The sequence below is a fragment of the Adhaeribacter radiodurans genome, assembly GCF_014075995.1.
Taxonomy (GTDB): domain Bacteria; phylum Bacteroidota; class Bacteroidia; order Cytophagales; family Hymenobacteraceae; genus Adhaeribacter; species Adhaeribacter radiodurans.
Genome location: NZ_CP055153.1, coordinates 6049033 through 6068609, shown reverse-complemented (window position 1 = coordinate 6068609; position 19577 = coordinate 6049033). Strand labels below are relative to the sequence as shown.

General features: G+C 39.8%; 26 protein-coding genes. 24 read left to right on the top strand and 2 right to left on the bottom strand.

All coding sequences use genetic code 11. The features are described from left to right. The first annotated feature begins 327 nt into the window (after positions 1-327). The 14 genes from HUW48_RS24120 (at position 328) to HUW48_RS24070 (ending at position 10693) form a co-directional block, all read left to right on the top strand. Positions 328-2796: an outer membrane beta-barrel family protein gene (locus tag HUW48_RS24120; protein ID WP_182413362.1), complete on the top strand. Its 2469-nt coding sequence runs from the start codon at positions 328-330 to the stop codon at positions 2794-2796. Between the two features lie 205 nt (positions 2797-3001). Next, entirely contained in the window at positions 3002-3400 is a 399-nt protein-coding gene (locus HUW48_RS24115) for a hypothetical protein (protein ID WP_182413361.1), read from the top strand. A gap of 98 nt (positions 3401-3498) precedes the next feature. Next, on the top strand, positions 3499-3918 hold the full coding sequence (locus HUW48_RS24110) for a selenium binding protein (RefSeq protein ID WP_182413360.1): 420 nt from the start codon (positions 3499-3501) through the stop codon (positions 3916-3918). A gap of 161 nt (positions 3919-4079) precedes the next feature. Continuing rightward, positions 4080-4574 (top strand): SRPBCC family protein, encoded by a 495-nt coding sequence (locus tag HUW48_RS24105; RefSeq protein WP_182413359.1) that lies wholly within the window; start codon positions 4080-4082, stop codon positions 4572-4574. Between the two features lie 156 nt (positions 4575-4730). Continuing rightward, positions 4731-4973 (top strand): hypothetical protein, encoded by a 243-nt coding sequence (locus HUW48_RS27515; protein ID WP_317173730.1) that lies wholly within the window; start codon positions 4731-4733, stop codon positions 4971-4973. An 18-nt stretch (positions 4974-4991) separates the two neighbouring features. After that, a complete protein-coding gene (locus HUW48_RS27655; protein ID WP_394368477.1) occupies positions 4992-5195 on the top strand; it encodes a helix-turn-helix domain-containing protein in 204 nt (67 codons plus the stop codon). 192 nt (positions 5196-5387) lie between these two features. Beyond that, the gene (locus tag HUW48_RS26885) at positions 5388-5768 is read left to right on the top strand and encodes a heavy-metal-associated domain-containing protein (protein ID WP_220463970.1); all 381 of its coding nucleotides are present in this window, start codon (positions 5388-5390) and stop codon (positions 5766-5768) included. Between the two features lie 52 nt (positions 5769-5820). Further along, on the top strand, positions 5821-6090 hold the full coding sequence (locus HUW48_RS26880) for a hypothetical protein (RefSeq protein ID WP_220463969.1): 270 nt from the start codon (positions 5821-5823) through the stop codon (positions 6088-6090). Between the two features lie 56 nt (positions 6091-6146). Continuing rightward, a complete protein-coding gene (locus HUW48_RS27650; protein WP_220463968.1) occupies positions 6147-7061 on the top strand; it encodes an MFS transporter in 915 nt (304 codons plus the stop codon). Positions 7062-7202: 141 nt separating this feature from the next. Further along, positions 7203-7652 (top strand): MFS transporter, encoded by a 450-nt coding sequence (locus tag HUW48_RS27645; RefSeq protein ID WP_394368435.1) that lies wholly within the window; start codon positions 7203-7205, stop codon positions 7650-7652. Between the two features lie 41 nt (positions 7653-7693). Next, positions 7694-8353, top strand: a complete 660-nt coding sequence (locus HUW48_RS24085; RefSeq protein ID WP_182413358.1) for a DUF305 domain-containing protein — start codon at positions 7694-7696, stop codon at positions 8351-8353. 191 nt (positions 8354-8544) lie between these two features. Next, positions 8545-9081 carry a GNAT family N-acetyltransferase gene (locus HUW48_RS24080; protein WP_182413357.1) on the top strand — a complete coding sequence of 179 codons (537 nt, stop codon included), beginning with the start codon at positions 8545-8547 and terminating at the stop codon, positions 9079-9081. A 434-nt stretch (positions 9082-9515) separates the two neighbouring features. Next, positions 9516-10085 carry a dihydrofolate reductase family protein gene (locus tag HUW48_RS24075; RefSeq protein WP_182413356.1) on the top strand — a complete coding sequence of 190 codons (570 nt, stop codon included), beginning with the start codon at positions 9516-9518 and terminating at the stop codon, positions 10083-10085. Positions 10086-10129: 44 nt separating this feature from the next. Then, on the top strand, positions 10130-10693 hold the full coding sequence (locus HUW48_RS24070) for a hypothetical protein (RefSeq protein WP_182413355.1): 564 nt from the start codon (positions 10130-10132) through the stop codon (positions 10691-10693). Positions 10694-10703: 10 nt separating this feature from the next. Here the strand turns inward: HUW48_RS24070 and HUW48_RS24065 are convergent, their stop codons facing one another. After that, a complete protein-coding gene (locus HUW48_RS24065) occupies positions 10704-11822 on the bottom strand; it encodes an acyltransferase family protein (RefSeq protein ID WP_182413354.1) in 1119 nt (372 codons plus the stop codon). Between the two features lie 403 nt (positions 11823-12225). On the opposite strand from HUW48_RS24065, the gene HUW48_RS24060 reads away from it, so the two are divergent. From HUW48_RS24060 to HUW48_RS24040, 5 genes are all read left to right on the top strand, one after another. Further along, on the top strand, positions 12226-12624 hold the full coding sequence (locus tag HUW48_RS24060) for a VOC family protein (RefSeq protein WP_182413353.1): 399 nt from the start codon (positions 12226-12228) through the stop codon (positions 12622-12624). A gap of 210 nt (positions 12625-12834) precedes the next feature. Continuing rightward, positions 12835-13200 carry a DUF2200 domain-containing protein gene (locus tag HUW48_RS24055; RefSeq protein WP_182416505.1) on the top strand — a complete coding sequence of 122 codons (366 nt, stop codon included), beginning with the start codon at positions 12835-12837 and terminating at the stop codon, positions 13198-13200. Between the two features lie 174 nt (positions 13201-13374). Continuing rightward, the gene (locus HUW48_RS24050) at positions 13375-13788 is read left to right on the top strand and encodes a DUF6157 family protein (RefSeq protein ID WP_182413352.1); all 414 of its coding nucleotides are present in this window, start codon (positions 13375-13377) and stop codon (positions 13786-13788) included. Between the two features lie 62 nt (positions 13789-13850). After that, on the top strand, positions 13851-14267 hold the full coding sequence (locus HUW48_RS24045; RefSeq protein ID WP_182413351.1) for an SRPBCC family protein: 417 nt from the start codon (positions 13851-13853) through the stop codon (positions 14265-14267). Positions 14268-14439: 172 nt separating this feature from the next. Next, positions 14440-14967, top strand: coding sequence for an AAA family ATPase (locus tag HUW48_RS24040; RefSeq protein ID WP_182413350.1), 528 nt, complete (start codon positions 14440-14442; stop codon positions 14965-14967). Positions 14968-15129: 162 nt separating this feature from the next. Here HUW48_RS24040 and HUW48_RS24035 read toward each other — a convergent pair whose 3' ends face one another. After that, positions 15130-15813 (bottom strand): GNAT family N-acetyltransferase, encoded by a 684-nt coding sequence (locus HUW48_RS24035; protein ID WP_182413349.1) that lies wholly within the window; start codon positions 15811-15813, stop codon positions 15130-15132. Between the two features lie 167 nt (positions 15814-15980). Between HUW48_RS24035 and HUW48_RS24030 the strand changes: the two genes are divergently transcribed. The 5 genes from HUW48_RS24030 to HUW48_RS24010 all read left to right on the top strand — a co-directional run bounded on the left by HUW48_RS24030 (position 15981) and on the right by HUW48_RS24010 (position 19499). Continuing rightward, complete coding sequence (locus HUW48_RS24030; protein ID WP_182413348.1) at positions 15981-16469, top strand: hypothetical protein; 489 nt, start codon at positions 15981-15983, stop codon at positions 16467-16469. A 375-nt stretch (positions 16470-16844) separates the two neighbouring features. Further along, positions 16845-17468 carry a hypothetical protein gene (locus tag HUW48_RS24025; RefSeq protein ID WP_182413347.1) on the top strand — a complete coding sequence of 208 codons (624 nt, stop codon included), beginning with the start codon at positions 16845-16847 and terminating at the stop codon, positions 17466-17468. A 6-nt stretch (positions 17469-17474) separates the two neighbouring features. Continuing rightward, positions 17475-17795 (top strand): winged helix-turn-helix domain-containing protein, encoded by a 321-nt coding sequence (locus tag HUW48_RS24020; protein WP_182413346.1) that lies wholly within the window; start codon positions 17475-17477, stop codon positions 17793-17795. Between the two features lie 66 nt (positions 17796-17861). Next, complete coding sequence (locus HUW48_RS24015) at positions 17862-18197, top strand: potassium transporter KefB (protein WP_182413345.1); 336 nt, start codon at positions 17862-17864, stop codon at positions 18195-18197. A 57-nt stretch (positions 18198-18254) separates the two neighbouring features. Beyond that, a complete protein-coding gene (locus HUW48_RS24010) occupies positions 18255-19499 on the top strand; it encodes a DUF4153 domain-containing protein (protein ID WP_182413344.1) in 1245 nt (414 codons plus the stop codon). Positions 19500-19577 lie beyond the last annotated feature (78 nt).

The following is a 19577-nucleotide window of genomic DNA, read 5'->3' as shown; positions in this document are numbered from 1 at the left end:
TAACATATTTGCTAACACAAAATTAACTCAGCCAATACCCGAAAAATTTTGTAAAGCCGAAGCAAATAAACTAGCTTTAATACCGTTTTTAAGTTGTCGCGTAAATCCGGTACAATACCTCCGAAGAGACTCTTTTGACTTGCCGTGGGCTTGCCTCTCTTTTTTAATAACCGGCTAATAAGCTTTGCTTAACCAATAACTTTCTAGTACCCAATTAGTGCATTTACAAGGTGGAATAATAGTGTTATACACGGTTATTCCTGCTCGCCATGCCTATAATTACTTTGCCCGCAGTTGGATTTTCAAGTTTGTTTATAACCGGTTCTAATGAAACAATTTTTAGCTATCCTCTTCCTTAATCTGGGTTGTTGTTTATTTTCATTCGCTCAAGATAATGCACCTGCTTTTCCTGTTATTTCCGGCACCGTAAAAGGAATTATTCAGGATTCCTTAAAAAAGGAGCCTTTAGGTTACGTTACCGTTATTCTATTGGAAAAAGGAAAAAACGAGCCCGTTAAAACAACTCTGTCAAAAGACGACGGCTCCTTCGAAGTAAATAACTTACCGGCTAAGCCGTATCAGTTAGCGCTGGCTTTTGTGGGGTACCGTAATAAGAAAATAGATTTACCGGCTTTTACACCCGAAAAATTAATGGTAGACGTGGGTATAATGTATCTGACTACTACTACCAAACAGCTGAAGGAAGTAGAAATAGTAACCGAACGGCCCCTGGTAAAACAAGACATTGACAAAATTACCTACGATGTAGGGGCCGACCCGGAAAGTAAAAACCTGACGGCCCTGGACATGCTCCGCAAAGTGCCGCTTATTACCGTAGATGCCGACGATAACATTGAACTAAAAGGCAACAGCAACTACAAAGTGCTGGTAAACGGCAAAACCTCGTCGTTGTTTGTGCGCAACCCCAAGGATGTTTTTAAAAGCATGCCCGCCAGTTCCATTAAAAACATCGAGGTTATTACCAATCCACCGTCTAAATACGAGGCCGAAGGCGTGGGTGGCATTATTAATATTATCACCAATAAAAAAACCATGGGTGGTTATAACGGCTCCATAAATATTGGGGCCGGACAACCGCAGAGTTACCTGGGAGGCGCTTACATAACGGCTAAAATAAAAAAGTTTGGTGCTACCGGTAATTACTTTTTCAACGATTACACCTCACCAGCGGGCCGCAATAATTTGTTCCGGCGCGATGCTTTCAATAATCAATTAAACCAGGTGGGCGAAAGCCAGTACAACGGCGATTACCGGTATGCGGGCGGGGAGTTGAGTTACGAAATAGATACACTAAACTTACTAACGGCTAACTTAGGTTTTAACCGGGGCCGCAACAACAACGACTTAACCCAGAAAGTACAAAACCTGAATAATACCGGCGCGTTAACGCAAGCCTACGACCGGTTAAATAACGGCAGCGGCCAGTGGCGCGGGGTAGATGTAGGCCTCGATTACCAACATACGTTTAAGCGCAACAAAGAGCAGATATTTACTTTATCTTACAAATTTAACCAAAACGGCGACGATTCTTATTCGGATTTTAGGGTAGTGCCCGTCCTGAATTATCCGGAAAGTATTATCAGCAAAACCGAAAATAACGGTAAAACCAACGAGCAAACTTTTCAGGCCGATTACGTGCAGCCCATTAAAAAGCAAACCTTGGAAGTGGGCGTAAAATCTATTCTCCGCAATAGTAAAAGCGATTATTATTACTCCGACCTGGACGAAAGCAGTCAGGCTTACATCGTAGACCCTACCCGCACCAACAACTTTGAATACCAACAAGATATTTACGCGGCCTATACTTCCTTAAGTTTAAAGAAAAATAAATGGGGCCTACGGGTGGGCAGCCGTCTGGAAGAAACGCGGATTGATGCTAATTTTAAATCGTCGGGCGAGTTTGTGAAACAGGATTATTTTAATTTGATTCCGAGTGTGGCGCTTTCCCGGCAATTAAAAGGTACGGCTTCCTTAAAAACTTCGTATACGCAGCGCATCGAACGCCCCGGGCTTTGGTACTTAAACCCGTACCGCAACGAGATCGATCCCCGGAACATTTTCTTTGGTAACCCCGCTTTACAGCCCGCCGTTAATCATGCTTTTGATGTATCGTACAGTAATTTTATAAAAGGTTCTTCTATAAACGGCAGCTTGTTTTATAATTTCACGAACGAGTCTATTCAGTCTTTTACTACCTTAAACGGCGATACCGCCATTACTACTTACGGGAACATTGGTAAAAACCATACGGTGGGTTTGTCGCTGAACGGGAACGTGGTAATTACCAAAAAGTTTAACGTAAATATTAACGGCAGCGCCAGCTACGTGCGGTTAAGTAGTTTTTTAAGGGGTTTACCGGTAAACAACGAAGGTGTTACTGCCAACGTTTTTGGCTATGCCAGTTACCGCCTGGACAAAGGCTGGCGGTTAAGCGCGAATCTGGGTGTAAATTCGCCGCGCATTACCTTGCAGGGTACTTCGGCTTCGTATTCCTTCCACTCGTTCTCCGTGAACAAACAATTGTTTAAAGGCGAAAAAGGCAGTGTGTCCTTTTCGGTAAATAGTCCTTTCCAGAAGCGGCGGCGTTGGTTAAGCGAGATTAACGATATTCAGTTTTACCAGCGGCAAGAATCTTATTACGTGATGCGGAGGTTTAACTTATCGTTTAATTACCGTTTCGGTAAACTCCAAAGCGGCATTGCCCGCAAAAAACGCGGCATCCAAAACGACGACGTAAAAAGCGGCGGTGGCCAAAGCTCCGGCACCGGCAATTAAGGCAACGCTTCAGTAAATTTCCTTTATTCTTTAATGGTGAAGTTCCGGTTATCTGCTTATTTTAACAAATAACTGGAATCTTACTCTGTTTATACTGCCAGAATGGGAGTATATGTGGAATAACTCCGTTTATCTGCTAGTTGGCAGTAATAGAAGTAATAAGGTTTGCGACAGTTGATTATAGAATTAATAAATAATGTATCCTATGAAAAAAATGCACTTACTCATTTCGCTCTTGGCTATAGTGGCGAGCATAGTTAGTTGTAAAGAAGATAATGAGCCTACCGCTCAGTTGGATGGTGTTTGGATCGAGCAAACAGATAGGTCGGATACAATTGTTTTTAAAAGACTCGATGGTGGGTCGTTTTTATCACTGGGTAGAGGAAGGGAAATCAGGAATGGAAATGAACTTCCAAAATACGGTTCTGGCTTATACAACTATCAAATAAAGGGCGATTCCATATCTCTGCTTAGCTTGTTTTCAAGCTGTTCTACATGCCATGAGACCTACTATTTTGTGATTAATGGCGCAGAATTAAAAGTTGGTGACTTTTACAGAAAGAATTCAGCAAATCCCCAGCCCCTAACCTTTATAAAAGAATAGAAAACTACTCCTGCCAACAAAGTATATAAGGCATGAACGCCTCATACACGAGGCAGTTAGCCGATATGCTAAACCAAACTCAAACTTGTCAATAAATCATGTACGAACAATATTCAATACAAGCATTACCGCCGAAACATTATCGAGAATTACTCGGTTCAGCAATTTGTGTTTTTAACTCTAATAATCAATTCGTAACTGAAAACATACTGAGAATTGACAATGCAAACTTTAATTGGTATAATTTGATAGATAAAACATCAGGTCAATTCAACGACCCAATTAAAAATACTATAACAGAGAATTCAAGCGATGAAATTGCTGTAATATTTAAAAGTTTAGTTTACAAAAGAAATCGAATTGTTCATAGTTTCCAAATAACACATGAAGACGAGCAAATATTAGCTACAAAAGATAAAAATCATAATCAATTTATAATTACTGAGGAATATTTATTAGAATTTATAAAAGAGAATGAGTTACTATCTTCCAAGCTACATGAACTTAGGGGGCATTAAAAAAGCACAATCGGCTAACAAGGGTTTTGCAATAGTGGGGCGGAACTGCAAATTTCAACGGTTGTTCTTCAATTGAAGTTTTGTGCAAAATTGAAGATTTGTCCTTCGATTTCCCCCCATCGCATAGCCCCGAACCGTTAGCAACAAGTAAAAATATAAATATGGAAAATTTTGACTGGTCTTCTTTTACGAAGCGAATAGCAGTTAAATCTAGCTTGTCGGAAATTTATGATGCTTGGACGAAACCTAGGGAATTGGAAAAATGGTTCTTAAAGAAAGTTAATTTCTTCAATTCAGATAAAACCTCGTTCGAATACCAAGTTAACGTTTTAGAAGACACACTTTATGAGTGGTTTTGGTATTTGTATGATGAACCTATGAAAGGAAGGATTACAAGTGTGAATGGGAAGGATTTTATACAGTTTACTTTTGAAGGCGAATGTTTAGTGGATGTGAACCTCGAGGAAATTGACGAATATGTTATAGTTACACTGCGGCATCATAATATCCCATTAGATAATAATTCTAAACAATATGTCCGCTTGGGTTGCTCCAATGGATGGGCTTTCTATTTGACTAACTTAAAGTCAATTTATGAAGGTGGATTGGATTTAAGGAATAAAGATGAGAAGTTACGCCCAATGATTAATAATTAAAAGTACCACTTGCTAACGGTTAGTGCATAAGCCATGCTACGACTGACGGCCTTGCACGTCTCAAGCACTAGCCGTTAGTAGCAATCCTATTTGATAAACTCTGCTATTTAAACAGCACGATTAGGAGACAAAAACATGCATCTTTACATTAAAAATATGGTATGCAACCGCTGCGTTATGGTTGTTGACCAGGAAATGCAGAAACTCGGCATTGCAGGCAGCAAAGTGTCTTTAGGAGAAGTAGACACTATTGCGGATATACCAAAAGACAAATTGGTGCAGTTTCAAATGAACTTAGATGCATTGGGGGTTGAATTATTAGACAATTCCAAACAACAGCTAATTGAGAAAACCAAAAATATCATAATAACACGGGTTCACTATTCCGAAGAAGAATAGCAGCACAATCTTTCTGACATTCTTTCAAAAGCCCTGCATAAAGATTACTCTTACCTAAGCAGCCTCTTTTCTGAAGTTGAGAACATCACAATTGAAAAATACTTGATCAATCAAAAGATTGAGAAAGTGAAAGAGTTTATCATCTATGATGAACTAAGCCTTTCAGAAATAGCATACATATTTGGGTACAGTAGTGTGGCTCATCCTTCCAATCAGTTTTAAAAAGTCACCGGCTTAACTCCCCGCCATTTCAAAAAGTTAGGGAAAACAAACGAAAGCTCTTAGATAAGGTTTAAGAGTAACCTCAAAATCTTGTAAGTCTTCTCCATAATTGTGTAACGCCTACCCCTTCAGACATTCGTAATTTTGTGTCATAAATAATAACTTATAACACATACATATAACATTACCGGAATGACCTATGACAACTGTGTAGCGAAAGCGAAAAGCCAATTGTTAATGTTAGGAGACGTTACAGAAGCTGACGTACAGCTTTCAGCAACACAGGCAAAAACTACAATGCAGAAGCATATTCCTGTGAGTGCTTTACAAAATGCACTAAGCAAAGCGGGAAACTATACCATAACAGAAGCAGATGGCGGGATGCACCACATGGCTGCAGCTGAAGAAAAAACTTCATGGCTTGCCACTTATAAACCCATTTTTCTCATTGGTGCTTTCATTACAGGCATTACTTTATTGGCCGAGATAACAAGCAGTGCTTTTGTTGGGAAAGCTGGATGCAGAATTTCATGGCAGCGTTCTTTCTGGTTTTCTCATTCTACAAAATGCTAGACCTGAAAGGCTTTGCTGAAAGCTATTCCACCTACGACATCATAGCGAAAAAATGGGTAGTTGGGGTTATGTATATGCCTTTATTGAACTCTTGTTAGGCGTAGCCTTTATTACGGGGTCTAATCCATTTATTACCAATGCTGTCACCTTTGCTGTAGTGACAATAAGCATTATAGGAGTATTTCAAACAGGTCTCAACAAACGGAAAATCAAATGTGCATGGTTGGGTGCAGTATTCAATCTGCCGATGAGCACCGTAACAATAATTGAAGACGGGTTAATGATTGCCATGTCTGGGTTAATGCTTACACAGTTCATCTAATTCATCAAAGTAGCTAAATCAGATTTTAAAGAGGAGTTAGTAAAAATAATTTAGTAATGAAAATGATAACAAGAATAGAAGAACAAAGAATAGAAGCAAAGAAAGGTAGCCACCTTAAAATGGCGCTGGCTGTGATTGCAACGGCACAGTTGATGTTCGTTTTAGACGATACCATTGCCAATATTGCCCTGCCCAGCATACAAAGGGAAATGAATGTATCATCGTTGACCCTTCTTTGGGTTATCAATGCTTACATTTTGGCTTTCGGCGGGCTTTTGCTTTTTGGCGGCAGGGTCGGAGACCTTTATGGAAGACGTAAAGTACTTCGCGTTGGATTAGTAGTATTCTCAACTGCCTCACTAATCGGGGGATTGGCAAACAATATCGGTTTTTTGATAGCTGCACGTGCTTTACAAGGTATCGGAGCAGCATTGGCTGCACCAAATGCACTTGCCCTGATTACAACGAACTTCCCCGTAGGTAAGCCACGTAATTCTGCTATGGCTGTTTATGGCGCTATGTCTGCACTGGGCATCATCATTGGTGTTCTGTTAGGTGGCTTTCTGGTTGCAGTGCTAAATTGGCGGTGGGTCTTTTTTATTAATGTTCCGATTGGTTTAGCCGTGCTTCTTGGTTCCAAGCTACTTTTGGAAGGTGAGCGCAATAGCGGCAAACTGGACTTTGTAGGAGCTGTAAGTGGTGTTGCGGCAACAGTTGCCCTTACTTACGGTATTACACGGGGCGGTGAGCATGGATGGAGCGACCCATTTACAATAGGTAGCTTTGTGATTGCTGCACTCGCAACAATTATTTTCATCATACTTCAGAAACGTAGCAACAACCCAATTCTTCCTTTGAGCTTATTTAGTGACCGTAACCGGTCTGGCTCCTATGTGACAATGCTTTTTGCCGGTATGGGGTTGATGGGAACGGCTTATTTGCTCATCTTATTCTTGCAGCAGGTAGTGTAATTCAGTCCTTTAAAGACGGGTCTTTCTTTACTCCCTTTTAGCTTTGGTATCATTTTCGGTTCAGTTGCAAGCTCCAAATTAGCTGAACGTTTTGCGCCTCGTTTCCTTGCCACTCCCGGTTTTTTAGTAGCTGCAATAGGTATGTATTGGCTTTCTACCTTAACAGCCAGTTCTTCTTATTGGGGTCATGTGCTACCAGCCGTATTTACGACCTCTTTTGGTTTAGGACTTGCCGCAGTTACCTTAACGTTAACAGCAGTTCATCGGGTAGCAGAGCAGCAAACAGGTGTTGCTTCAGCCCTGGTAAACATGGCACAACAGGTTGGAGCAGCGTTTGGTCTTGCGATATTCACGACGATAGCAACTACAGTTACCAACAAACAATTACCCGAAGCTGTCAGTGCTCTACAAAATGGATTGGCAAACAAAAACAAAGGGATAGTGATACAAGCCGCAGAAGCACTAAACTATGGATATACGGCAGCTTACTTTGCCGGTGCAGTATTACTTCTAATTGCCGCTGTAGTTGTGCTGCTAATGATAACGACAAAGCATACACAAAGTGCTGCTAAACCCGAGGCAGTAGTTTAATTGAAAAGTGTAGTAATTGTTCATCTAACAACAGACGAAACATGAAAAAGGTCTTTTTACTTGCAGGCTTTGCATCTATTGTACTTGCTTGTAATACTAATTCAAATACCAGTTCCGCAGGTCAAGATACATTAAATCATGCAGCTCATAATGAAAGTAATTCCAACACTCAAAATCAAAATAAAATGAACCCGATTACAGCAACAATGGATAAGATGATGCATGATATGCACGCTGCTAAACCAACCGGCAATAACGATATAGATTTTGCTGCAATGATGCTTGAACATCATAAAGGGGCTGTAGAAATGTCTAAAGTAGTAGTTGATAAGGGAAGCAATGCAGAACTTAAAGCATTTGCTCAAAAGGTAATTGACGACCAAAACAAAGAGATAGGATTGATGCACGACTTTATTTCTAAAGTTGAAAAAACAGCATCATCAAATTCAGAAGAATTTCAAAAAGCATTGACCCATTCCATGATGGCAATGATGAATGACAATACAATCATCTACAACGACATTGATAAGGATTTTGCAGCCCAAATGATACCACACCATCAAAGTGCTGTTGATATGGCTAAGGCATATCTTGAATATGGGCATGAAAAGAGTTTGACAACACTTTGCGAGAATATTATCAGTTCGCAGGCTAAAGAAATTGATTGGCTGAAACAGTGGTTAAAGAACAAGATCATATAAGGAGTTTTAGCTTCAGAGCTGATACGCCAAAAGAAGGGAATGCTGCTAACATCGGCTTTGCAATATGGTGGCTGACAAACATGTGCTCAACTATAGAATTCTATCTACTTTATTGATAAATTTACTCTGACATAACACGGAATACCGCCACATCGCAAAGCCGTTTTCCGTTAGCTCTAAGCTTAGAAAAAATGAATACTAGCCAATTTCCGGAAATAAAAACTGATCGGTTGCTTCTGAGAAAATTAAAGTATTCGGATTGGAAAGAAATTTCTTTTTTACGCTCCGATGAGACTGTGAATCAATATGTGGACAGGCCAAGTGCGGAGTCACAAGAGGAGGCAAACAATTTTATAAAAAGAATTAACGAAAATGTGGACCTGCACAGATCATTTTATTGGTGCATTTCACAGCTCGGCAATAATGAAATGATCGGAAGTATTTGTCTTTGGAATATTTCAGAGGACCGAAAAACAGCAGAAGTGGGATATGACTTACACCCGCACTTCCAAGGATGCGGAATAATGAGCGAAGCATTAATAAGTATTTTGCATTATGGATTTAATAATTTGAATTTAGAAAAAATAGAAGCATTTACTCATCGTAATAATGAAAGTTCACGAAGGTTACTGTTAAAGAATAATTTTGTTTTAGTCGAATACAGGAATGACGATGATAATGAAAATAATGTAATTTATGTGATTGAAAATAAACAAGCCAAGCGCTAACAACACCTTTAAGGTAGCTGCGCCACCGCAAAGATCCAGGTCAGGGTTTAGAACATTGCACCCAAAGCGCAACTTGTTTAATGCGGGAAGGCAATGCGGAGAAAGATTCCTTCTTAATGTTGGGTTTCGAAATGTGCTAGCATTGCAAATAGCGGGTTGCTGCCTCTCTTAAATAAAGAAATATTAGTAGAAGTTGGGAAGGTAATACCCCTATTATTTAGGAATAAATAAATTTAGAAAGGTAATAAAACTTGCGCCGACACGATGTATTGCAGGCCCTTAGCAGTCAGCCTTTAGCCCTTCATCTATATCCATGGGTATTTTCCGACAATACTGCCTGTGATTAAGCTCCTCCATTATAGGCGTAATACTTTGGCGGCCGCGCACACTTCAACCAGCAAACAAAAAATTACTAATTAATTAAATGAAACAGAATGAGAAAGCTAATTGCCGCTATTAATATGACCGTTGATGGGTTTTGCGACCATACCTCAGGTATCCCTGGCGAAGAAATACATCAGCATTACGCCGACTTGTTAAATAACGCAGGCACTATTCTATACGGCAGAACAACCTATCAACTGATGGAATATTGGCGAACTGTATTGGAAAATCCGACGGGTGAAAAAGCAATGGACGAATTTGCTGTAGCAATCGATAAGATACCTAAAATTGTTTTTTCGCGCACGCTGCAAAATGTTGACTGGGAAAGCGCCAAATTAGCAAACCAAGACATGGAAGAAGAAGTTTCAGAACTTAAACAACAGGTAGATAAAGATATTTTTGTGGGCAGTCCGGGTTTAATAGTAGCCTTAACTAACCTAAATTTAATAGACGAATACCAACTTTGTGTTCATCCGCTTATAGCAGGAAGCGGTTTGCCTTTATTTAAAAATATATCTGAAAAGATTACTCTTAAACTAGTAAATACAAAAACCTTTGGTGGTGGGGCAATAATTCTCTACTATGAACCACTTAAAAATAGCAATAGCCCATCCGCATAATAGACTATTGACAGTAAGCAGTCTCACGAGCTTCGATTTAGTACATGGGCATAACTCAATTTCTGGTTTCTAATGCAGCTTTAGCACTAAGAATACCTCCTATTGCTAAACTGCGCCACGTAAGCAGCAAATGGATGAAAGCTAAATCAGACAAGACAATACCTTATATTATTATTGGGTATGGATTAGTTTTTATCATTCCGGCCTTGCTATCGCCTTCTTTAGGGCTTACTTCCCCTGCCGGAATAATTTGGTGCAGCCTGGGAATAATTCTTTTTGTGCTGCCGGGATTATGGAAAATAGAAACCTATGAATTAGTAAATACAAATTTATTTAAATCTAATTTTTGGGGCTTATACAAAAGAACTGTTGACCTGACTGATTTAATGCATTATAAAGTAAAGCTAGTTAATATGGATTTTGCATCCAATCCCTTGAATGTTGTCCGATTCTTTTCAAAAGATATAAAGTATTTAAAGTATAGGAAATTAACTCTGAAATTTGAACATGGTTCAAAAATAACAATAGACGAAAGAACAATAGATAAGGCTGACTATAATAAACTTTTAAATAAAATAAGAGGAATCAAGAGTACAAGAAAAAAATAACTTACAGCTATTACCGGCTACCGTTAAGGTTAATAGGGGGAATGCTTTTGTTCCGGCTGATTTTTTTCCTCAAGTAGCGCCTCACTGGTATATCATAGAACTTCATTACCAGATAAGCAAAAACGACCAGGACAATGATACTGGGTATAATGATATAGGGTAATTCGCTGAGCTGCGGCTTTTTACTGGTAAAATAATTCCCAAAGATCCATAGTACGGCGTAATGCGTCATGTAAAGCGGGTAAGAAATGTTACCGGAAAACCGACAAACTTTTTTCCATTGCGGCGATAGGCTGGAGCCAGCTCCCAGGGAAACCAACAGTGGAAAATAAAAGAGTACCACCAGGGCTTCCGTCAGCCAGTTCCATTTAGACCCGGGCAGGAGAAAGGCTAAAAACAACAAAATACCCAGGCCGGCAAACCCCAACCGGTTTTTAATAATCCAATTAGAACGGTACAGTAACAAGCCCGCTAAAAAAGAGTAAGCCACCCGGGCACCACCGTCTAAGAAAGTATCTTTCGACCATCCGCCCAGCAGGTTGCCGGCCCGGTAACTAACCAGGCAAATGCCAATAGCCGCCAGAATTGTTAATACAGTTAGGGAGCGACGGCCTAACCGGTAAAGAATCAAAGCATAGAAAAGATTGGCCACGTATTCGTAAAAAAGTGACCAGGAAGGCGCATTAAGCCCAAAAAGATTAAAGGCGCGGTCTTCCATTACCGGGAAAGGAATGAGGAAAGCGGAGCAAACAAACAGCAAAAAAAGTTTACCGGCGTTGTACGTAATAGGTGAGGCAAAAGGATCTAAAAGAAGGGCTAATAATCCTAAAACAGAACCCAATACTACTAAAGGGTGTAATCGTATCAGCCTTAACTTAAAAAACGTTCCTGTCCCCATTCCCCGGATGCGGTCATCGTACGCGTAGCCAATAACAAAGCCCGATAAACAAAAGAAAAAATCAACGGCTAAAAAGCCATGCCCAATAATGTTTTTGTTGATATCAGTAAAAATCCATTCCATAAAGTGGAAAATGACCACTGCCAGTGCGGCAATGCCTCTTAGCCCATCTAAAATCTCAAAATGCTGCTTCGTATTTAAAGTACCCTGGTTCAGATTTTCCTTGTTCATGGTGCTAAGATAGAGCGAAAAAGTAATGCGCCGCTAACCTGGGCTGTAAGCAATAACGGCTGAAAGCAGTAAATTTAAGTAACAAACCAGATTCAGGCTATAATGCTGAGAGGATCTGAGAACTCGCCAAAGCGGCTACTGCTTAAAGCGCCTTTTTAATAAAAATATTTCTTACCTAAAGTGGTTATACCTATAATGCAGATAAGTAAATTGTGTATCAGGTAATAGTAAGCTGGGATACTTCCAAGACCACTCCTTGATTACAAAATTTATTTATAAACTCGAAAAAGCTATTATCTGCTTTATTAGCGTGGTCTATCTATAAAGGCTATTTTTTGACGAGTATACAAGAGAAACATTAATATAAAAAAAGTAAAATTATCTCCTAAGTAAAACCTATTCCATGAAGCTCGACATATACGTTAATTATCCGGGCACTTGCAAAGAAGCCTTCCAATTTTATGAGCAACATCTGGGCGGCAAAATCACCATGATGATGCCCCACCAACAGCAAACTAATAGCGCCAACATTCCGGAGAATTGGAAAGAGGCCATTCTGCACGCCAGAATTGAGATTGGCAATACAGTGCTCATGGGAGCCGATATTCCGAATGCCGAGCCCATGCGTAGTGCTTATCTTTCTCTTAGACTAAATACCGTAGAGGAAGCGGAAAAACTGTATGCCCTACTTTCCGTAGATGGGCAAGTTTTCATGAAAATGGAAGAAACCTTTTTTGCCACTCGCTTTGCCATGCTCCGCGATAAGTTCGGTACGTCGTGGATGCTTCTTCATGAAAGTTAAAAGAAGTGCAATAAAGACTTTCAGTCGGCAAAATTGGAAAAAATAGCTACGCTCTCTTTATTTATTTACTAAAATACCGGCGAATAAATCTTTGTAGAACAGCAAAAATTTTTGTTTAATTTAGAATTGAAAGCAACAACCGAACTGCTATTGCCGAGCCGTAGCAGTTACCAGCAATATTTGTCAACAGCACCCGCTAAAATACCCGATATGAACACGTCCGCCACCCACAATCAACGTATCGCAAAAATGACTTTCGCATTGGTTTATCCTCTGTATCTCGCGAAGGTAGAGAAGAAAGGCAGAACCAAAGAAGAACTGCACCAGGTTATAGAATGGTTAACTGGCTTCGATGCTAATAAACTGCAGGACCTCATAAAAGAAAAAGTAACTTTTGAGCTGTTTTTCCAGCAGGCCACGCTCAACCCCAATGCGCACCTCATTACTGGCGTAATCTGTGGGTATCGCATAGAAGATATTGAAAATACTTTAACGCAGCAGGTTAGGTATTTAGATAAGTTGGTGGATGAATTGGCAAAAGGCAGAAAGATGGAAAAGATTTTACGCGGCTTGTAGGGGCTGGTAAAGCATTGTTGCCGAAAACGCCGGCAAATTAGCAGAAACACTGCTGGTAAAAGCAATTTTGTGCATGGGCACCTGACAGGAAACCTGCGAATGGGCCGACAATTGCGCCCTATGTAACCGCTACTAAAGCAAAGCCGCAAATTTAAAAGTACAACCAGAAATTACATGAAAGTTCATACTACCAACTATCCAAATACCTTTATTCAAATTGCAGAAGATTGCCCCGCCGCAACCGGAGAAATACCACCCGTGAAAGGAGATACAAAAACTGTTGCGAATATTCAGTTTGAGCTCGTTATTAAAAATCCTTACACGTTTACTTCCGATGATGTGCTTTTTCAAGTATTTGCGGAACGGAATGCGTTAACGGAAAGCGAACTGGAGCAGGCAAGAGAAGTGTTTTTCTCCAAGGGCCAACCTTGCTTTAGAGCATCTCCCTTAACAAAACGTTATGGCTGGGGAGTACACAGCGACAAAGACGGAAGAATTGCCTTAGTAGCCTGTGATACGCCTGAGTACAAAAAATTAGCATCAGACAGCAATTTGAAAGTTTTTAAAGCAATGCGATCCAGTAAGTAATAATTAAACAGATTTAGTAATTTTTTAATAAAGTAAGAACAATCTACAGAAGAAACAGAAATATGGAGCAAACAAAAATTAAGGTTGAGGCCACAATTGCCGGGGAAATTAGCAAAGTTTGGGAATATTACACCAAGCCCGAACATATTACAAATTGGAATTTTGCCACCGATGACTGGCAATGCCCCCGCGCAGAAAATGATTTAACGCCCGGTGGAAAGTATAGTGCCAGAATGGAAGCGAAGGACGGTAGTTTTGGATTCGACTTTGAAGCTGTTTATGATGAAGTGGTGGACCAAAAGAAGCTAACCTACACCATGGGCGACGGCAGACAAGCCACAACCGATTTTAAAAACCTGGAAGGAACCACAAAAGTTACCACAACTTTCGACGCTGAAAACACCAATGAGGTAGAAATGCAACGCTCCGGTTGGCAGGCAATATTAAACAATTTTAAAAAGTACGTTGAAGCCAATTAACTAGCTTTAATACAAATTATTTACAGGAGCTTTGCGTTCGGCGCAGTTTGAAAATAGATTCGTTATCCAGCTTTTTACTTAATACTTTATCTTGTATTGGGCCGGATAGTACGCTATTTCTACCCTCAATGCAAAGCTCCCTACCGTTAAGCGAAATACTCAATCTAAAACCATGAACGGCAACCGCGAAAGAACCATTTATTTTATTACGGGTGCTTCTGGTGCAGGGAAAACAACTTTAATTACTCAACTCGAAAATAAATACAAAAGCAAACCTTGGGAATTCTTTCACTTTGATTCAATCGGCGTTCCTTCCGTACCGGAAATGATAAATGAATTTGGGTCGCCTTCCGGCTGGCAAGAAGCTAAAACGTACGAATGGATTGATAGGATTTTGCAAGAACATGAAAAGAAGAAAATCTTTTTAGAAGGGCAGGTAAACTTAGAATTTATTCGCGCGGGTTTTGCCAAACAAGGCTTTAATGAATACACCATTATCCTATTAGATTGTAGCGAAGAAGAAATGAGGAAAAGGCTCACCTACAATCGTAGGCAACCCGGGTTATTTACTGCCGATATGAAAAACTGGCTTAAATATTTGAGAAAACAAGCCGAAGAACTAGGAACCCCGCGCATTGATACCAGTCTCTTATCAGAGAAAGAAGTACTGCAGGTATTTGAGGAAATAATTAAACTTTAATTTATTAAATATACCGCTCCCAACGCTGTATTTGCTTAGGCACCTTTAAAATCCCAAACAAAATTTACTATTTTAGACACTAATATTTTTTATATCTTATTTATAATAAACTATTTAGCTACACAAAAATCTGGTATCTATTATCGGGATACTTGTGTCTCTTTATTTATTTTGAATAACATACACCATTATTTCTCGTCGGGTTTGAAAGCCAATTTTTGTGTATAAGTTATAAGCCGAGTTATTATCGGTATTTAAATGAAGCATGGGAATACGAGATTCGGCCAGTATCTTATTTACCAGAGCAGTGACTATCTTTTGCGCCAATCCCCTTCCAGTATAAGCCGGGTCGGTGCAAACGGCACTGATTTCGGTATACACGCCTGGCTTTAAACGCTGACCGGCCATGGCTATTAACTTACTGCCCTCAAAAATTCCGATATAATTACCCAACTCAATGGTGCCGGATAAGAAAGGCCCCGGTTTCGTTCTTTGGGTTAAATCGAGCATGGCCGGAACGTCTTTTTCTTCTAAAACCACCAGGTTAGTATCGGCTACTATAGATGGAGGCGAAGGGTGCAAATATACCATTTGCGTTATGGTTTTCTCCACCAAAGTTGTCCAGCTGGCCGGCACCTTAATTTTTTCGTGGGTAAAAAGAATAAAATAATCTCCTGGCTTACTTTGTTCCAGTAAATAGACAAAGTTACTTTCAGAGTACTCTTCCATAGCCGCAAAAGGGCCAATATCCCGTTGCATGAATTTAACTTGCGCGTTGCCGCTAGCTATGTTCTTGTTTCCGGATTGAAGCGCAAACCAGATTGGATTATTGAGTAGGTGTTCCAAGGGTATTAGATTATATCCTATTATAAATTTACTTGTCAATTGTGGTTATACAACAAATAATAGCTTGCTAAACGTAATAATGATGTTTAGCCGTTAGTTAGTGACAATGCTATACCGACTTTAAAAGTACATTGATAAAAACTAAGTTTATAAATTGAGTTAGCAAAATGAAGACACCTATTTTTATAATCGCCCTAAAGATATTTGCTTACACATTTTTCATGTCAGCTATAGTAAGTTGTAAATCCAACTCAGACAATAAAAAAGTACTCAAAAGTGATTCATTAGTGGCTGCCACCACTTCTGAAAATAAGGAATCCATACCTGACTCCATTGTTCAATTCTTAATTACTTCGGCATCTAGTGATTTTCGTCATCACCAGCCTCCTACTCCCATTGATTTCCGTAAAGTAAAAGTGGGATATTTAATATCATCTACTAATGAAAAGACCTTCCTTTTATGTGGTGAGTTCCTCTCTCAAGAGAAAAAGGAAGAATGGGAAACATTTGCCACTGTTAAGACATCTGGATACGAACAATATATAGGAAATCAGGCCCTGCCATTCTGTCAAAAAGCTACTATAATTTCACCTGATGAAACCAATTTATCAGTTGAATTAAAAAATAGACTGGTTGAGTTAAGAAAACAAAAATGAGTTTAAAGTAACATGAATTCAAAAAGCTGTTAAAACCAATTTTTGACTTTCCAATTTGGTATTTTTAGGTTAAGGGTCACCGGACAGATCACTTTTCTTTCGCAGTCCCCCTTGTTTGGGTGTGAGGGGATTACGAAAGAAAAATTTAAGCTAAAGCTACTTGGTAATATCTGATCCAAATACCTCTGTTTGTAAGCCCAAATGGTTACTTTTATAGCACAGGTATCATAATCGGCTGATACCTTACTCGGTGCTAGTACGGCGCCTTTTAGCTACCATTTAGCAATTTACAGCAAACATTATCTGAAATATTTTAGCCATACCCCTTGATTTTCCGTAAACTAATTTTAACTTTGAAACACAAAGTACTTTAATATGAATCAGCAGCAAGATCAGTTAGAAACCCTGCACGAAATCCGCAGCATTATGGAGCGTTCTTCCCGCTTCCTCTCGTTGAGCGGATTGTCCGGAATTTCGGCCGGTTTGTCGGCGCTTGCTGGAGCGGCGGTGGTTAAATGGTACTTTACTCAACACAGCATTAACTACTACCAACAGGTGGGCGGCAACTTAACCCGCGAAGATATCTTGTTTCTGCTAGCCGTTGCGGTAGGCGTTCTTATACTGGGTTTTTGTACCGCTACTTACTTTACTATGCGTAATGTCCGTAAAAAGAACCTTCGCTTCTGGGACAATCAATCCAGGCGGTTACTTTTAAATCTGGCTATACCCTTGGCTACAGGAGGTGCTTTTTGTGCAATACTTATTTACCACAATATTTTATTTCTGGTGGCACCGGCTATGTTGGTTTTTTACGGATTGGCCCTGCTAAACGGTAGCAAGTATACTTTAAGCGACATACGTTATTTAGGTATTTTCGAGATTGTACTGGGTTTGTTCGCCAGCGTTTTTGTGGGTTATGGATTGTTGCTCTGGACAGTAGGATTTGGTGTACTGCACATTGTATATGGGACACTGGTGTACTTTAAATACGAACGCTAGCAACCGGTGAAGGAGTATCTGGAAAATATAAACAAGGCCTTCGAGAGCAAAGTACGACTGGGCATTATGTCGGTGCTGCTGGTGCAAGAGAAAGTTGATTTTAACACTTTAAAAGAAACCTTGCAACTAACCGATGGTAACCTGGCTAGCCACTTGCGGGCGCTGGAAGAAGCAGAGTACCTGCGCGTGGAAAAACAGTTTGTCGGGCGTAAGCCAAACACAACCTATTACCCTACATACGCGGGTTCTAAAGCTTTTAAGAACCATTTAGATGCTTTAGAGCAGTTAATTTTAAACAACAGACAGAATGATGCATTTTTTTTATAGTTATACTTTGAATTACAAAGTTCTTTAAATACAAATCAATTTACTATTCACTTAAAATTTTAAACCATGACAGAGCAAAACAAATCTCAAAACCAGTCCATTTATCGGGCATCATTCGTTAAACCAGTAGTAGTAGGAGCAGGAATTGCTTTACTCGTAATCTCATTTTTTGTATTTGGAGTAGATAACCCTCATCCGGAATGGGGCAAGTTCTGGCAAGTTCGACCATTAATTATTACGCCATTAGCCGGGGCGATAGGTGGTGCATTTTACTCTTTCCTGGATTATCAGAGTTCCCGCGGGTTCAACAGAACAGTGGCTATTCTCCTGAGCATTGTGGTATACCTCATTGGATTGTGGCTGGGTATTGTTTTAGGGTTAGCCGGTACTATGTGGGATTAAAAAAAAGTAAAAATCAGAATGAAAATTCCTGATTAAAAAAGTTTAAAGCATAAACGGATGAAGAACGAAATCCTCTCTAATCTAAACGATCCGAGGCAATTAGAGAAACTGTACCGGGAAAATAAGGCCGATTTTAAGCAGGAATTCAGGCGCCTATACCCGCAACTTAGCGGTAATGTACTAGCCGATTTCTGGCACGAAAGGCTAAACTACGAATCGGATGAAATCTCCTGGGGTTCCGGTAAAGAGTTCCGGTTCGTTGTAGTGACATCTTTAATAGCGGGGTTACTAGCTAAAATGCCCGCTATTTTAGCCATTAGCGAGGAGTTTTTTTATCCGAGGAACATTGGTTTTATTGTGTTCCCGTTTTTAGCGGCCTACTTTGCCTGGAAAAACACATTACCGGTTACTAAAATAGCCTTTATCAGTGGCGTTATAGTAGTGTGTTTAGGGTACATCAATTCTCTACCCGATAATGTTAAAAGTGACACGCTTATACTAGCCTGCATCCATTTGCCTTTACTGCTGTGGGCTTTACTGGGCGTATCGTTTGCCGGCAACGAACTCCGTCATTTTAAAAAGCGACTCGAATTTTTGCGTTTTAACGGCGATCTGGCTGTAATGTCCGCTTTGTTGGTAATAGCCGGCATATTAATGACAGGCATAACCATCGGGTTATTTAACCTGATTGGTTTTAAGATTGAGGATTTTTACTTTGAATACGTAGTGGCTTTTGGGGCACCTGCCGTACCTATAGTAGCTACTTACCTTACCCAAACCAATCCGCAATTAGTAAACAAAGTATCGCCGGTTATTGCTAAAATATTCAGCCCGTTGGTTTTAGTAATGCTGGTTATTTATTTGGGAGCCATTATTTATTCGGGTAAAGACCCTTATAACGATAGAGAATTTCTGTTACTGTTTAACCTGCTTCTAATTGGCGTAATGGCATTGATATTCTTTTCCGTGGCCGAAAGCTCCACCAAATCAACCTCTTTTTTAGATGTATGGGTGCTCTTTCTATTGTCAATAGTAACGATTGTAGTAAATGGAATTGCGCTATCGGCTATTTCTTTCCGGATATCGGAATGGGGAATTACTCCTAACCGGGTGGCGGTGCTGGGCGGTAATATTTTAATGCTGGTACATCTGCTGTTAGTAACGGTTATGCTGTTTAAAGCAATCACTAAGAAAGCCGCCCTTACCGAAGTAGGGAGGGCTATTACCTTATACTTACCCGTTTACTTTACCTGGACAGTTATAGTAGTTTTTCTTTTCCCCGTGCTTTTCCATTTTAAATAAATAAGATAAATAGACACAAGTATCAAGATATTAGATGTTAGACTTGTGTATGCGTAAGTAATTGATTAATAATTATTT

What these genes read in the sequence shown, in the direction of transcription:
- HUW48_RS24065 (WP_182413354.1), bottom strand. Translation starts at nt 11,822, where the DNA reads ATGAACAAGGAAAATCTGAACCAGGGTACTTTAAATACGAAGCAGCAT.
- HUW48_RS24120 (WP_182413362.1), top strand. Translation starts at nt 328, where the DNA reads ATGAAACAATTTTTAGCTATCCTCTTCCTTAATCTGGGTTGTTGTTTA.
- HUW48_RS27645 (WP_394368435.1), top strand. Translation starts at nt 7,203, where the DNA reads ATGTATTGGCTTTCTACCTTAACAGCCAGTTCTTCTTATTGGGGTCAT.
- HUW48_RS26885 (WP_220463970.1), top strand. Translation starts at nt 5,388, where the DNA reads ATGACCTATGACAACTGTGTAGCGAAAGCGAAAAGCCAATTGTTAATG.
- HUW48_RS26880 (WP_220463969.1), top strand. Translation starts at nt 5,821, where the DNA reads ATGGGTAGTTGGGGTTATGTATATGCCTTTATTGAACTCTTGTTAGGC.
- HUW48_RS24025 (WP_182413347.1), top strand. Translation starts at nt 16,845, where the DNA reads ATGAATCAGCAGCAAGATCAGTTAGAAACCCTGCACGAAATCCGCAGC.
- HUW48_RS24115 (WP_182413361.1), top strand. Translation starts at nt 3,002, where the DNA reads ATGAAAAAAATGCACTTACTCATTTCGCTCTTGGCTATAGTGGCGAGC.
- HUW48_RS24075 (WP_182413356.1), top strand. Translation starts at nt 9,516, where the DNA reads ATGAGAAAGCTAATTGCCGCTATTAATATGACCGTTGATGGGTTTTGC.
- HUW48_RS27650 (WP_220463968.1), top strand. Translation starts at nt 6,147, where the DNA reads ATGAAAATGATAACAAGAATAGAAGAACAAAGAATAGAAGCAAAGAAA.
- HUW48_RS24085 (WP_182413358.1), top strand. Translation starts at nt 7,694, where the DNA reads ATGAAAAAGGTCTTTTTACTTGCAGGCTTTGCATCTATTGTACTTGCT.
- HUW48_RS24110 (WP_182413360.1), top strand. Translation starts at nt 3,499, where the DNA reads ATGTACGAACAATATTCAATACAAGCATTACCGCCGAAACATTATCGA.
- HUW48_RS24080 (WP_182413357.1), top strand. Translation starts at nt 8,545, where the DNA reads ATGAATACTAGCCAATTTCCGGAAATAAAAACTGATCGGTTGCTTCTG.
- HUW48_RS24045 (WP_182413351.1), top strand. Translation starts at nt 13,851, where the DNA reads ATGGAGCAAACAAAAATTAAGGTTGAGGCCACAATTGCCGGGGAAATT.
- HUW48_RS24055 (WP_182416505.1), top strand. Translation starts at nt 12,835, where the DNA reads ATGAACACGTCCGCCACCCACAATCAACGTATCGCAAAAATGACTTTC.
- HUW48_RS24010 (WP_182413344.1), top strand. Translation starts at nt 18,255, where the DNA reads ATGAAGAACGAAATCCTCTCTAATCTAAACGATCCGAGGCAATTAGAG.
- HUW48_RS24015 (WP_182413345.1), top strand. Translation starts at nt 17,862, where the DNA reads ATGACAGAGCAAAACAAATCTCAAAACCAGTCCATTTATCGGGCATCA.
- HUW48_RS24040 (WP_182413350.1), top strand. Translation starts at nt 14,440, where the DNA reads ATGAACGGCAACCGCGAAAGAACCATTTATTTTATTACGGGTGCTTCT.
- HUW48_RS27515 (WP_317173730.1), top strand. Translation starts at nt 4,731, where the DNA reads ATGGTATGCAACCGCTGCGTTATGGTTGTTGACCAGGAAATGCAGAAA.
- HUW48_RS24070 (WP_182413355.1), top strand. Translation starts at nt 10,130, where the DNA reads ATGGGCATAACTCAATTTCTGGTTTCTAATGCAGCTTTAGCACTAAGA.
- HUW48_RS24030 (WP_182413348.1), top strand. Translation starts at nt 15,981, where the DNA reads ATGAAGACACCTATTTTTATAATCGCCCTAAAGATATTTGCTTACACA.
- HUW48_RS24050 (WP_182413352.1), top strand. Translation starts at nt 13,375, where the DNA reads ATGAAAGTTCATACTACCAACTATCCAAATACCTTTATTCAAATTGCA.
- HUW48_RS24060 (WP_182413353.1), top strand. Translation starts at nt 12,226, where the DNA reads ATGAAGCTCGACATATACGTTAATTATCCGGGCACTTGCAAAGAAGCC.
- HUW48_RS24105 (WP_182413359.1), top strand. Translation starts at nt 4,080, where the DNA reads ATGGAAAATTTTGACTGGTCTTCTTTTACGAAGCGAATAGCAGTTAAA.